Source organism: Pseudomonas sp. BN417 (assembly GCF_029871205.1).
In the GTDB taxonomy this organism is placed as follows: domain Bacteria; phylum Pseudomonadota; class Gammaproteobacteria; order Pseudomonadales; family Pseudomonadaceae; genus Metapseudomonas.
The window spans coordinates 40,832-53,617 of record NZ_SSOJ01000164.1 but is presented as its reverse complement, the minus strand read 5'-3'; the positions used below and the strand labels follow the sequence as shown (position 1 = coordinate 53,617).

Below are 12,786 nucleotides of genomic sequence, written 5' to 3'. Positions count from 1 at the left end.
GCGCCATGTCCCAGAGCAAGAACTCCATCCTCGCCGGCCTGATCGGCGCCGGTATCCAGGCTTCCCGCACCCCCGCCATGCACGAGCATGAGGGCGACGCCCAGGGCCTGCGCTATCTCTATCGCCTCATCGACCTGGATCAGCTGAAACTGGACAGCAGCGCCCTCCCCGACCTGCTCGGCGCCGCCGAGCGCATGGGCTACACCGGGCTGAACATCACCTTCCCCTGCAAGCAGGCGATCATCCCGCTGCTGGACGAACTCTCGCCCGAAGCCGCCGGCATCGGCGCGGTGAACACCGTGGTGCTGAAGGACGGCAAGCGCGTCGGCCACAACACCGATTGCCTGGGCTTCGGCGAGGGCTTCCGCCGTGGCCTGCCTGAAGTACAACGCCGCCAGGTGGTGCAGATGGGTGCCGGTGGCGCCGGCTCCGCGGTGGCCCACGCCCTGCTGGCCGAAGGCGTCGAGCGCCTGACCCTGTTCGAAGTGGACGCCGTCCGTGGCCAGGCCCTGGTGGACAACCTCAACCAGCACTTTGGCGCCGGCCGCGCCGCCCTCGGCACTGACCTGTCCAGCGCCATGCTGGAGGCCGACGGTCTGGTCAACACCACCCCCATCGGCATGGCCAAGCTGCCAGGTACCCCGGTGCCGGCGGAACTGCTGCGGCCTGAGCTATGGGTGGCGGAGATCATCTACTTCCCGCTGGAAACCGAACTGCTGCGCGACGCCCGCGCCCTCGGCTGCCGCACCCTGGACGGCGGCACCATGGCGGTGTTCCAGGCGGTCAAGGCGTTCGAACTCTTCAGCGGGGTGACCGCGGACGCACCGCGGATGATGGCCCACTTCGCCAGCATGAATGGCTGATCGTCCTCCCTCACCGCCAGTCCCGTAGGGTGCGCCGTGCGCACCAGGCAATCCGCGCGAAAGTTCCGGTGCGCGCGGCGCACCCTACCGATCCCTCGGTTCCCATTCCTGTGGGAGCGAATTCATTCGCGATGCGGGCCGCAGGCCCGCCCTTCCCGCTCAATCCAGCACCGGCTTCAACAAGGCCTGCGCCTCATACAGGGGCGTCAGGTAGCGCTGGCGCATCTCGTCGCCGCTCATGCGCGAGGCATGGGTGGTGATGGTGAGGGTGGCCTTTAGCTCGCCCTTGCGGTTCGTCAGCGGCACGCCGAGGACGCACATGCCCGCTTCATATTCCTGGTCGACTACCGAGTAACCCTGAGCGGCCACCTTGCGCAGCTCTTCCTTCAACTCCTCGATACTGGTGCGGGTAAAGGGCGTCCGCTGGCGCGGTTCCACCCGCGCGAAGTAGGCGTCCAGCTCCCCCTCTGAAAATGCCGCCAGCCAGATGCGCCCGCTGGCAGTGCAGTACATGGGCATGCGCGAGCCGGGGCGGATGGATAGCGACGCGATATGGCTGTAGCGGCTGCGCACGATGTGGACGATGTCATCGCCATCACGTAGCCCCACCGACACATGCTCCTGGGTGGTCCGCGCCACCTGCTCGACTATGGGCCGCAGCATGCGCGGCAGCTGCGCCGAATCCACGTAGGCCTGGCCGATCCGCAGGGCCTTGGCGGTCAGCCAGTACTGGCGGCCGTCGGTCTCGGCGAAGCCCTCGTGTACCAGGGTCAACAGGAAGCGCCGCGCGGCGCTCTGGGTCAGGCCCGACATCGCCGCCGCCTCGGGCACGCTGAGGCGCGGATGGTCCTCGCTGAACAGCTGCATCAATGCGAGGCCTTTCTGCAGCCCCACAATCAGGTCGCGCTGGTGGATGGTCGGCGTCTTCATTTCCTACTCCCCAATCCTCTACTCGTGCTGCGTTGTCGATCCGTAGGGTGCGCCGTGCGCACCACAGACCCCATGCAGGAGTTGCGGTGCGCGCAGCGCACCCTACAAGGGGCGTTCATTTTGCCGAATAGTGCGATTATCGCAGCGCCGTTGCGATCTTCAATCAAAACGAACTTCGGATTCATTGGCTGCCCCCGGGCCGCTGGCAATACTGCCGGCACAACAACAAGCCCAGGAGATCAGCATGATCCGTGGTTCGACCCAACTGGTGGCCATCATCGGCAGCCCCATCGCCCAGGTGAAATCGCCGGAAAACTTCAACGCCTGGTTCTCAAGCAACGACCAGGACCTGGCGATGATCGCCGTGGACATGGCCGAACAGAACCTGCCCGCCTTCATCGATGCACTGCGCGGCTGGAATAACCTGCGCGGCTGTGTGGTGACCGTTCCCTACAAGCAGGTGCTGGCCAGCCGCCTCGATGAACTCAGCCCCCGCGCCGCCGCGCTGCGCTCGGTGAACGTGATCCGTCGCGAGGCCGATGGCCGCCTGCTGGGCGACAACGTCGACGGCGAAGGCTTTCTCAAGGCCGCCCGCGCCCATGATTTCCTGCCTGCCGGACGGCGCGCGCTGGTGGTGGGTTCGGGCGGCGTCGGCGCGGCCATTGCCTATTCGCTCTGCGAAGGCGGCGTGCGTCAGCTGGTGATCGCCGACCTCGACAAACCCCGCGCCGAAGCCCTGGCCAACCTGTTGCGCGGCGCCTTCCCGCAATTGGAGATCGGCAACCAGTACCCGACCCTGGAAGCCTTCGACCTGGTGGTGAACGCCACGCCGGTGGGCATGGGCGGCACTGGCGAAATGCCCCTGCCCGGCCAGTTGCTGGAAACGCTTTGTCCCGGCGCCCTGGTGGCCGATGTGGTGACCAACCCGGTCGTCACGCCCTTCCTGGACTTCGCCCGCGACCTCGGCTGCCGCATCCAGACCGGCCCGGAGATGGCCCGCGCGCAGATGGGCAACCTCGGCGCCCATATGGGCGTGATGCCCCTGGATGCCTGAGGAGAGCCCCATGAATACAGCCGTCCAGCCTCCCCGCGCCGACAGTGCGGTCACCTACGACCTGATCGTCCTCGGCAGCGGCGCCGCCGGTTTCGCCGCGGCCACCACCGCGGCCTGCAAGGGCCTCAAGGTACTGATGGTGGAGAAGGCCGCCAGCTTCGGCGGCACCTCGGCCATATCCGGTGGCGCCGTCTGGATCCACGACAGCGACCAGGCCCGCAGCGCCGGCATCCAGGACAGTCCGGAGGCCATCCGCACCTACCTGCGCAAGACCATAGGTTCCGGCTACAACGCCGAGCTGGTGGACGCCTTCATCGAGCATGGCCGCGAAGCGCTGCGCTTTCTCGAAACCCACACGGACCTGGCCTACGCCCTGCGTCCCTTCTCGCCGGACTACTACCCGCTGGAGGAAGGCGCCACCGACCGTGGCCGCGCCCTGGAGATGGTGGAGTACGACGGCCGCCGCCTGGGCGAACGCTTCAAGGACCTTCGCCGGCCGCCGGAAGGCATGCTGCTGTTCGGCGGCATGATGGTGAACCGCGTCGATATCCAGCACTTCCTCAGCTTGCGACGCTCACCCCGCTCACTCTGGCATTGCCTGAAGCTGCTGGCCCGCTATGGCCTGGACCGCTTGCGCTTCGAGCGCGGCACGCGCCTGACGGTAGGCAACGCGCTGATCGCGCGCCTGGCCACCACCGCCTTTACCAAGGGTGTCGAGCTGTCGCTCAACAGCAGTGCCGAATCGCTGATCCTCGACCAGGGCCGCGTCTGCGGCGTGCGGGTACGCAAGCATGGCCGGCTGGTCGACCTGCATGCCCGCTGCGGTGTGGTCTGCGCCATGGGCGGCTTCGCCGCCGGCGAGCAGGCCGCGAACTATCGCCCGGACACCGGTAGCGAGCACCTCACCATGTCTCCGCCCGGTAACGACGGCGCGGCCCTGGCCCTTGGCTCGGCGGTGGATGCGGCCGCCGGCGCGGGTCTGGCCGCCAACTTCTTCTGGGCACCGGTATCGGAGCTGCGACGTCCCAATGGCGAACGGGAGCGCTTCCCGCACCTGGTCACCGACCGCGCCAAGCCGGGCATCATCGCCGTCAACCGGGCCGGACAGCGTTTCACCAACGAGGCGAACTCCTACCACAGCTTCGTCCAGGCCATGCAGCGGGAAGGCAATGCGCCCTGCTGGCTGATCTGCGACGACGAAGCGATGGGCCGCTACGGAATGGGCCTGGCGCGACCGCGCCCGGTGGACAACCGCGCGCTGATGGAAGCCGGCTATCTGTTCCGCGCCGAGACCCCGGAGCAACTGGCCCGCGTCATGGGCGTCGACCCGCAAGGCCTGGCCGCCACCCTGGCGCGGCACAACGAGGATGCCCGCGTCGGGGTCGACCGCGAGTTCGCCAAGGGCGCCACCAGCTACAACCAGTCCCTGGGCGATCCGCACCACCAGCCCAACCCCTGCCTGGCGCCGCTGACCAAGGCGCCCTGGTACGCCATCCGCATCCATACCGGCGACCTGGGCTCGGCCCGCGGACTGGTCACGGACGCCAATGCCAATGTCCTGGACCGCCAGGGCCAGCCCATCGCCAGTCTCTACGCTGCCGGCAACGACATGAACTCGATCATGGACGGCACCTATCCCGGTCCCGGCATCACCATCGGCCCGGGCCTCACCTTCGGCTACCTCGCCGCCTGCCATGCGGCCGGGCGCCTGCAATCCAACCACTGAGGACAGCACCATGTACTACGAACTGCGCACCTACACCATCAAGCCCACCAGGCTGGCCGACTGGCTTGCCCTCTACCGCAGCCATTGCCTCGAACTGCAGACCGAACACCTGGGCCAGCTGGTGGGTTTCTTCACCACCGAGATCGGTGAGGCCAACCAGGTGGTGCACATCTGGGCCTACGAAAGCCTGGACGACCGCACGGCCCGGCGCGCCGCCATGGCCGCCGACCCACGCTGGGCGGAGTTCGGCCGCCTGAACAGGGAACTGGATGCCGTGGTGCATCTGGAATCGCGCCTGATGCGCCCCACCGGCTTCTCCCCGCTGCAATGAACGCCCTGAACGAGCACCACTGCGACGTGCTGGTGATCGGCTCCGGCGCCTCGGGCCTGGCGGCGGCGGTCACCGCTGCCCACCAGGGCCTGAAGGTTCTGGTGGCGGAGAAGGCCGGCCAGTTCGGCGGGACCAGCGCCTGGTCCGGCGGCTGGCTGTGGATACCGCGCAACCCGCTGGCGCTGGCCGAGGGACTGGAGGACTCGGAGGCGGCGGTGGAAAGTTATCTGCGCGCCGAACTGGGCACGGAGCAACTGGACGAGCGCCTGCAAGCCTTTCTCCGCCACGGCCCGGAGATGGTGGAATTCTTCCAGCGCCACACCCGTGTGCAGTTCCAATCGGGCAGCCGCATGCCGGACATGCACGACTCGCCCGGCGCGGCGCGCGGAGGCCGTTCCCTCTGCGCCCTGCCCTTCGACGGCCGCCAGCTCGGGCCCTGGCTCGATGCCATGCGCCCGCCGCTGGACCTGATCAGCCTCGGCGGCATGGGCATAGCCGGCGGCGCCGACCTCGCGCACTTTCTCGACGCCAGCCGCTCGCCTCGCTCGGCGCTGTACGCCGCCGGTCGCCTGCTGCGGCACTGGCGCGACCGCCTGCTGCATGGCCGTGGGCTGCACCTGGTCAACGGCAATGCGCTGGTGGCCCGCCTGCTGCGCAGTGCCCTGGACCTTGGCGTGGACCTGGAAGCCAATGCGCCGGCCCTGGCACTGCTGCGCGAAGGCGAACGGGTGGTGGGCGCGGAACTGGAGATGGCTGGCAAGCGGATCAAGGTTCGGGCGAGCCGTGGCGTGGTGCTGGCCTGCGGCGGCTTTCCCCATGACCGGCAACGCATCGGCGAGCTGTTCGGCCACAGGCATCATTCCGCCGCGCCGCCGACCAACACAGGCGACGGCCTGCGCCTGGGTGAAGCGGTGGGCGCCCGGGTCGCCACCGATCTCTCCAGCCCCGCCGCCTGGGCGCCGGTCTCGCGGGTGCCACGGGCAGACGGCAGCTTCAGCGGCTTCCCGCACCTGATGGAACGCGCCAAACCCGGTTTCATCGCGGTGCTGCGCAACGGCCGGCGCTTCACCAACGAAGCCGACTCCTACCACGACTTCATGAATGCCCTGTTCCGCGCGACGCCGGCCGGGGAAGAGCCGGCCGCCTGGCTGATCTGCGACCACCGCGCGCAACGCCGCTACGGAATCGGCTGGGCCCGGCCCTTTCCCTTCCCGACCCGCGCCGGCGTACGCAAGGGCTACCTGCACAGCGCCACCACCGTCGGCGAACTGGCCAGGCAATGCGGCCTGGATGCACGGCAACTGGAGACGACGGTGGCGGCCTTCAATGCCAACGCCGAGCGCGGCATGGACCCGGAGTTCAGCCGCGGTGCCTCGGCCTACAACCGCGCCCAGGGCGAGGCCCGGCACGGCCCCAATCCGTCGCTCGGGCCGCTGCGCAAAGGGCCTTTCCATGCGGTGAAGCTGGTGCCCGGCAGCCTGGGCACCTTCGCCGGCTTGCGTACCGACGCCTCGGCGCGGGCGCTGGATGGCCGGGACGTGGCGATACCCGGCCTGTACGTGGTGGGCAACGATATGGCGAGCGTGATGGGCGGGCATTACCCCAGCGGCGGGATCACCCTGGGGCCGGGCATGACCTTCGGCTACCTCGCCGGACTGGCGCTCGCGGCCGAGGCTGTCAGGCCTGCAGATAGCGCAGCAGCGACTCGCAGATCATCTCCTTGTGGCGCGCCTTGACCTGCTCGTCGGTGAGGTCGATCTGGAAGATCTCGCCGAAGGTGTTGCGGTTGGAGACGCGGTAGAAGCAGAAGGAACTGATCAGCAGGTGCACATCCAGGGCGTTCAGGCCAGCGCGGAACACGCCCTCGGCCTCGCCGCGGCGGAGAATCTCGCCGAGGGCGTCGAGGACGGTGGTGCTCATGGAGCGGATGGCGGTGGACTGCTTGACGTACTCGCCGTGGTGGATGTTCTCGATGCTGACGATGCGCACGAAGTCCACGTTGCGGTCGTGGTGGTCGAAGGTGAACTCCACCAGCCGGCGGATGGCGTCGCGGGGTTCCAGCTCGGCCAGGTGCAGCTTGCCTTCGGTGCTGCGGATGTCGCCGTAGAGCTTCTCCAGCACCTCGACGTAGAGCTGCTCCTTGCTGCCGAAGTAGTAGTAGATCATCCGCTTGGAGGTGTGCATGCGCTCGGCGATGGCGTCCACCCGGGCGCCGGAAAGGCCCTGCTGGACGAACTCGGCGATGGCCGCCTGGAGGATGTTCTCGCGGGTTTTCTCCGGATTGTTCTTGCGCCCTTTGCGGGGGACCTCTGCGGGCAGGTCTTGGAGTTCGGCGGTAATGGTCATCTTGGGCTCACGGCCAGCGGAAACTGGATCGATTATGGGCTGGGCGGCGGCCGTTAGGAAGCCTGGCGCGGGCGCCGCACCAGGCTTCCCCGCGGTCTACAGTCTGGCCTTGGCGGCGACACCGCTGCGCGCCTTGGCCATGGCCGCCAGGCGCACCGCGACGTTGGCCGCGCCGTAGCCGGCATAGCCGTTCTTGCGCTGCAGGATCTCGAAGAAGAAGCGCCCCTCGAACGGCTCGGTATAGACGTGGAACAGCTCGCCGCCCTGGGCATCGCGGTCGTAGAGCACGTTGTAGTAGGCCAGTTCGCTGAGGAACTCGTCGTCGAAGTCGAAGCGCGCGGCCAGGTCGTCGTAATAGTTCAGCGGGATGTCCAGCAGCGGCACGCCGGCATCCTTGGCGCGGCTCACCTCGGCGAAGATGTCCTCGCAGGCGAAGGCGATATGGTGGGCGCCCGAGCCGCGGTAGCTGGACAGCGCATGGGAGATGGCGGTGTTGCGGTTCTCCGAGACGTTCAGCGGCAGGCGGATGCTGCTGCAGCGGCTGCGGATGGCACGGCTCTTCACCAGGCCATAGGGGTCCGGCAGCACCACCTCGTCATCGGCCTCGAAGTCCAGCACGCTCTTGTAGAACAATACCCAGCTGTCCAGCCCGTCGGCCGGCAATGCCAGGGCCATGTGGTCGATGCGCTGCAGCTGGCCGCTTTCGCTGGCCGCCGGGTCGAGGACGAAGTCGCTGTCGTAGATGGTCTGGCCGGCGGGCGCCTGTTCCACCAGGTAGATCAGGCTGCCGTCCGGCGCCCGCACGGCGGGGACTTCCCGCTCGTTGGGTCCCACCAGGCCGCGATAGGGCTGACCCTTGAACTCGCGGGCGCGCTCCAGGGCACTGGCGCTGTCCTTGACCCGCAGCGCCGTGGCGCAGAGCGACGGGCCGTGGGCTTCGAAGTAGCCGTGGGCGAAGGAATAGGGTTCGGCGTTCAGGACGATATTGATGTCGCCCTGGCGCAGCAGGCTCACGTCCTTGGAACGGTGCTGGCCGGCGCGGGCGAAGCCCAGGCGCTCCAGCCAGCCGGCGAGTTTGGCGCCCTGGGCCTCGTCCACGGCGAATTCGAGAAATTCCACGCCGTCGTAACGGCTGGCCGGCGGCGGCGAGAAGAGGATATCGAGGTTGGCCGGGGGCGTCGGGTCCTTGGCCAGCAGCTTGCGGGTCTTCTCTTCCAGGTACAGCAGCGAGCGCAGGCCGTCGGCGGCATTGCCCCGTGGCGGCGCGGCACGGAAGCCGTCATTGAAGATCTCCAGCGACAGCGGACCGCTGTAGCCGCTGCGGATGATGGGTGCGAGGAAGCCCGGCAGGTCGAACTCGCCCTGGCCGGGGAAGCAGCGGAAATGCCTGCTCCACTCCAGCACGTCCATGGCCAGCAGCGGCGCGTCGGCCATTTGCACGAAGAAGATCTTGTCGCCGGGAATCTCGGCGATGCCGCTCGGGTCGCCCTTGATCGACAGGGTGTGGAAGCTGTCCAGCAGCACGCCCAGGGCCGGATGGTCGGCCTGGCGCACCAGCTTCCAGACCTGCTGCCAGCTGTTCACATGGCGGCCCCAGGCCAGGGCCTCGTAGCCGATACGCAGGTTGCGCGCGCCGGCGCGCTCGGCCAGCAGGCGCAGGTCATCGACGAGGATTTCCTCATCCGCCAGGGCGTCGGGTTGGACGTTGCTGCACACCAGCACCAGGTCGGTGCCCAGTTCCTGCATCAGGTCGAACTTGCGCTCGGCGCGGTCGATGTTCTTCTGCAGGCGGTCGCGGCGGCAGCCTTCGAAGTCGCGGAAGGGCTGGAACAGCGTGATGGCGATGCCAAGATCGGCGCACATCTGGCGGATTTCACGGGGGCTGCCGGCGTAGTACAGCAGGTCGTTTTCGAAGATCTCGACACCGTCGAAACCGGCGGCGGCAACGGCCTCGAGTTTTTCCGGCAGGGTACCGCTCAGGGAGACGGTGGCAATGGAACGCTGCATGCTTGAGCTCCTTGTGGGTGGGCGCCGGCTCTGCGGTCAGCGGCAGTGAAGCGGACAGAAAACCTGTGGGGGCGAATTCATTCGCGATGGGCAGCGCAGCTGCCCCCTGGAGGTACCGCAGGGCAGACCTGCGGTCTGCATAGCGAATGAATTCGCCCCCACAACGAAATACAAAGGGCTTCGTTTTCGTGGCTGGATTGATTATTCGCGCGTAAAGTCAGCGCAGCAATTCACAATGTACGAACCAGTTAGTTTTGTGTTCGATTAACGAACAAAAGGCCGGTTATCGAATTGACGCTTTTTCGATCGCTGCGCAACATGAACCCCAGGTTGCAGGCAACCCACCGGATGGCATCACTGCCAGCCCAGTCATCCGGAAGGCCCTGCGCTAGCACGCCAAGCGTCACGACATAACAATTTCAAGAAACGGGTACCTGCTCATGCTCGCACTCAACGTTCCACCAGCCTGCACTCCCCCTTCCCGCTGTCCTTCTGCAGCGTCGCCGGTCGTTTCGGCCCTGGCGCGCAGTCCGCGTGCCGCCGCGCCGCACTCTGAATAACCCGGGTCCTGCAAGCGCTCCTGCGCAGTAACCCGGTCAATCGGCTTCCACAACTTCAAGGATGATCCGCCAGCCCCTGGCGCAGATCGCCCCTTCGCACACCGCCATGAAGGTGCTGCGATTCGAAGAACCGGCAGCCGCGACGAGTCGAAGACCGACTGGCGTACCAGTCACAGAACGGATGGCAAAACAACAATGATCCAGTCTCAAAGCACCCGCATCGCTCCTGATCCCGCCCTCCACCAGGGCGGCATGTTCGGCAAGGTCCGCAGCGCCATGGCCGTCGGCAAGATGCGCTGGGGCATGCTCGCCCTGGTGTTCTTCGCCACCACCCTGAACTACATCGACCGCGCCGCCCTCGGCGTGATGCAGCCCATCCTCGCCGAGAAGATGAGCTGGACGGCGATGGACTACGCCAACATCAACTTCTGGTTCCAGGTCGGCTATGCCATCGGCTTCCTCCTCCAGGGCCGCTTCATCGACAAGGTCGGCGTCAAACGTGCCTTCTTCCTCGCGGTTCTGTTCTGGAGCTTCGCCACTGGCGCCCACGGGCTGGCCACTTCAGCCGCCGGCTTCATGGTCTGCCGTTTCATCCTCGGCCTGACCGAAGCGGCCAACTACCCGGCCTGCGTGAAGACCACCCGCATCTGGTTCCCGGCCGGCGAACGCGCCCTGGCCACCGGCATCTTCAATGCCGGCACCAACGTCGGAGCCATGGTCACCCCGGCCCTCCTGCCGCTGATCCTCAGCGTCTGGGGTTGGCAGGCCGCCTTTATCGGCATGGGCTGCCTGGGCCTCGTCTGGCTGGTGTTCTGGTCGATCAACTACTTCAACCCGGAAGAACATCCGCGGGTGAAGCAGAGCGAACTGGACTACATCAATCAGGCTGTCGAGCCCGAGCCGGTCAAGGTGCCCTTCTCCCGCATCCTGCGCATGCGCGGCACCTGGGCCTTCGCCCTGGCCTACTCGATCACCGCCCCGGTGTTCTGGTTCTACCTCTACTGGCTGCCGCCCTTCCTAAACCAGCAGTACGGCCTGGGCATCAGCGTGACCCAGATGGGTATCCCGCTGATCCTGATCTGGCTGACCGCGGACTTCGGTAGCGTCGGCGGCGGCATCCTCAGCTCCTGGCTGATCGGCCGCGGCGTCAAAGCCATCACCGCACGCCTGGCGTCCATGCTGATCTTCGCCTGCACCATAGTCGGCGTGGTCTTCGCCGCCAACGCCAGCGGCCTGTGGGTCGCGGTGCTGGCCATCGCCCTGGCCGTGGGTGCCCACCAGGCCTGGACCGCCAACATCTGGAGCCTGGTGATGGACTACACGCCCAAGCACCTGATGAGCACCGTGTTCGGCTTCGGCGGCATGTGCGCCGCGATCGGCGGCATGTTCATGACCCAGATAGTCGGCGGCGTGCTGACCGCCACCAACAACAACTACGCCGTGCTCTTCACCATGATCCCGGCCATGTACTTCATCGCCCTGACCTGGCTGTACTTCATGGCCCCGCGCAAGATCGAGCAGGCCCAAGGCTGATCCACCCTCGCGGAGGCCCGCCCGGGCCTCCGCATCCCCTCCCCCTGCGTACCACCCGCCCCGCCTGCCTTACTCAATTCCGATAGCCTGGCCCCCCTCGAAACTCCTGCACTGGCTCCACGGCCGGCTACCTCGCTATTTCCAGACCGCTTGGGTCGCAGAATGGCCGAGGCTGTCCGCTGCTGAGGCACATCCTTTGCGCTCGGTCGTCAGCGTTGACAGCGTGATGAGCAACCTGCATATTTATCCAATTGGATTGTTTTAGCAGAGACCTCGCTGGCTCCCTGAGAGGGACTTCTTCGGCTGCCTGATCAGCGCTGGCCGACCCTGAGGCGGACGCAGGTTCTTCCCTGCAGACCCACAACAATAAAAAGGTGGCAGAAGTGGAAAGATTACTCGGCAGCCTGGCTGTCACTCTTGGCAAGGAGTCGTGACGATGCTGACCCACACGGGTGGTTCAGACGCCATGGTGCACCTGCCTGGCGGGATCTTTTACATGGGCTCCGAACGCTTCTATCCGGAGGAGCGGCCGATTCGCAAGGTGAAGGTCGATCCGTTTCTAATCGATGCTGGTCCGGTCACTAACGCTCGGTTTGCTGCTTTCGTGGCGGCGACGGGTTACCGGACCTTCGCCGAACGGGCGCCTGATCCTGCCGACTACCCAGGCATGCCGCCGGAGATGGCCGTCGCAGGTTCGCTGGTCTTCGTGCCACCAGCACGAGCGGTCGACATGGGCAATATCGCCCAATGGTGGCGGTTCCAGCCGGGGGCATGGTGGCGGGAGCCCTTGGGCCCCGGAAGCTCCATCGCTGGACTGGATGATCATCCGGTCGTTCACGTCGCCTATGAAGACGCGGAGGCCTACGCGGCCTGGGCCGGCAAGGTGCTGCCGACCGAGGCCGAATGGGAGTACGCCGCACGCGGGGGGCTGGAGCTGAGGGAATTCGCCTGGGGCGACAGCCTGGCGCCGGAAGGCAGGATGCTCGCCAACTACTGGCAGGGTCGGTACCCCTGGGAGAACCTCATGCACGACGGCTGGGAGCGAACGTCGCCCGTGGGCTCCTTTCCCGCCAATGGCCACGGCCTGTTCGACATGATCGGCAACGTCTGGGAGTGGACCGCCGACTGGTTCCGCTTGCCGTCAGCCCAGTCGGCAGCGAGCTGTTGCGTGCCTTCCAACCCGCGTGGGGGAGGCGAAGCGGAAAGCTACGACCCGGCGATGCCCGAAATGCCGGTAGGGCGCAAGGTCCTGAAAGGCGGCTCCCACCTCTGCGCACCGAACTATTGCCAGCGCTATCGCCCGGCCGCCCGGATTCCACAGCCGATAGACACAACGACGAGCCATGTCGGGTTTCGCTGCGTCCAGCGCATTCCCCCTGCATAAGGCGACGGCGGAGTCGCCCCACTCGTTTCTCCCTTGAACACCAACATTGCAT

Annotated in this window: 10 protein-coding genes; 7 read left to right on the top strand and 3 right to left on the bottom strand. The window is 66.7% G+C overall.

Features of this window, described 5'->3' with window-relative positions; translation table 11 throughout:
* Positions 1–5 precede the first annotated feature (5 nt).
* Entirely contained in the window at positions 6–863 is an 858-nt protein-coding gene (locus E8F11_RS28975) for a shikimate dehydrogenase (RefSeq protein WP_280292361.1), read from the top strand.
* Positions 864–1,022: 159 nt separating this feature from the next.
* Here E8F11_RS28975 and E8F11_RS28970 read toward each other — a convergent pair whose 3' ends face one another.
* Positions 1,023–1,793, bottom strand: coding sequence for an IclR family transcriptional regulator C-terminal domain-containing protein (locus E8F11_RS28970; RefSeq protein WP_280292360.1), 771 nt, complete (start codon positions 1,791–1,793; stop codon positions 1,023–1,025).
* A 244-nt stretch (positions 1,794–2,037) separates the two neighbouring features.
* On the opposite strand from E8F11_RS28970, the gene E8F11_RS28965 reads away from it, so the two are divergent.
* Genes E8F11_RS28965 through E8F11_RS28950 form a run of 4 tightly spaced genes read left to right on the top strand, consistent with a single transcriptional unit; the run spans position 2,038 to position 6,640 of the window.
* On the top strand, positions 2,038–2,847 hold the full coding sequence (locus E8F11_RS28965) for a shikimate dehydrogenase (RefSeq protein ID WP_280292359.1): 810 nt from the start codon (positions 2,038–2,040) through the stop codon (positions 2,845–2,847).
* Between the two features lie 10 nt (positions 2,848–2,857).
* Positions 2,858–4,573 (top strand): FAD-dependent oxidoreductase, encoded by a 1,716-nt coding sequence (locus tag E8F11_RS28960; RefSeq protein ID WP_280292358.1) that lies wholly within the window; start codon positions 2,858–2,860, stop codon positions 4,571–4,573.
* Positions 4,574–4,583: 10 nt separating this feature from the next.
* Positions 4,584–4,904 (top strand): NIPSNAP family protein, encoded by a 321-nt coding sequence (locus E8F11_RS28955; protein WP_280292357.1) that lies wholly within the window; start codon positions 4,584–4,586, stop codon positions 4,902–4,904.
* On the top strand, positions 4,901–6,640 hold the full coding sequence (locus tag E8F11_RS28950) for an FAD-dependent oxidoreductase (RefSeq protein ID WP_280292356.1): 1,740 nt from the start codon (positions 4,901–4,903) through the stop codon (positions 6,638–6,640). The genes E8F11_RS28955 and E8F11_RS28950 overlap by 4 nt, the downstream gene beginning before the upstream one ends.
* Here E8F11_RS28950 and E8F11_RS28945 read toward each other — a convergent pair.
* Both E8F11_RS28945 and quiC read right to left on the bottom strand, forming a co-directional pair.
* Positions 6,582–7,250 carry a TetR/AcrR family transcriptional regulator gene (locus E8F11_RS28945; RefSeq protein WP_280292355.1) on the bottom strand — a complete coding sequence of 223 codons (669 nt, stop codon included), beginning with the start codon at positions 7,248–7,250 and terminating at the stop codon, positions 6,582–6,584. The genes E8F11_RS28950 and E8F11_RS28945 overlap by 59 nt on opposite strands.
* Positions 7,251–7,346: 96 nt before the next feature.
* Positions 7,347–9,257 (bottom strand): 3-dehydroshikimate dehydratase QuiC, encoded by a 1,911-nt coding sequence (gene quiC, locus E8F11_RS28940; protein WP_280292354.1) that lies wholly within the window; start codon positions 9,255–9,257, stop codon positions 7,347–7,349.
* A gap of 755 nt (positions 9,258–10,012) precedes the next feature.
* Between quiC and E8F11_RS28935 the strand changes: the two genes are divergently transcribed.
* Together E8F11_RS28935 and E8F11_RS28930 are read left to right on the top strand one after the other, a co-directional pair.
* Complete coding sequence (locus tag E8F11_RS28935; RefSeq protein WP_280292353.1) at positions 10,013–11,350, top strand: MFS transporter; 1,338 nt, start codon at positions 10,013–10,015, stop codon at positions 11,348–11,350.
* Between the two features lie 436 nt (positions 11,351–11,786).
* Positions 11,787–12,734 carry a formylglycine-generating enzyme family protein gene (locus E8F11_RS28930; protein ID WP_280292352.1) on the top strand — a complete coding sequence of 316 codons (948 nt, stop codon included), beginning with the start codon at positions 11,787–11,789 and terminating at the stop codon, positions 12,732–12,734.
* The last annotated feature ends 52 nt before the right edge of the window (positions 12,735–12,786 follow it).

Bases quoted from the DNA above. Each gene is read 5' to 3' on its own strand.
- E8F11_RS28975 (WP_280292361.1), top strand. From the start codon at position 6: ATGTCCCAGAGCAAGAACTCCATCCTCGCCGGCCTGATCGGCGCCGGT.
- E8F11_RS28970 (WP_280292360.1), bottom strand. From the start codon at position 1,793: ATGAAGACGCCGACCATCCACCAGCGCGACCTGATTGTGGGGCTGCAG.
- E8F11_RS28965 (WP_280292359.1), top strand. From the start codon at position 2,038: ATGATCCGTGGTTCGACCCAACTGGTGGCCATCATCGGCAGCCCCATC.
- E8F11_RS28960 (WP_280292358.1), top strand. From the start codon at position 2,858: ATGAATACAGCCGTCCAGCCTCCCCGCGCCGACAGTGCGGTCACCTAC.
- E8F11_RS28955 (WP_280292357.1), top strand. From the start codon at position 4,584: ATGTACTACGAACTGCGCACCTACACCATCAAGCCCACCAGGCTGGCC.
- E8F11_RS28950 (WP_280292356.1), top strand. From the start codon at position 4,901: ATGAACGCCCTGAACGAGCACCACTGCGACGTGCTGGTGATCGGCTCC.
- E8F11_RS28945 (WP_280292355.1), bottom strand. From the start codon at position 7,250: ATGACCATTACCGCCGAACTCCAAGACCTGCCCGCAGAGGTCCCCCGC.
- quiC (WP_280292354.1), bottom strand. From the start codon at position 9,257: ATGCAGCGTTCCATTGCCACCGTCTCCCTGAGCGGTACCCTGCCGGAA.
- E8F11_RS28935 (WP_280292353.1), top strand. From the start codon at position 10,013: ATGATCCAGTCTCAAAGCACCCGCATCGCTCCTGATCCCGCCCTCCAC.
- E8F11_RS28930 (WP_280292352.1), top strand. From the start codon at position 11,787: ATGCTGACCCACACGGGTGGTTCAGACGCCATGGTGCACCTGCCTGGC.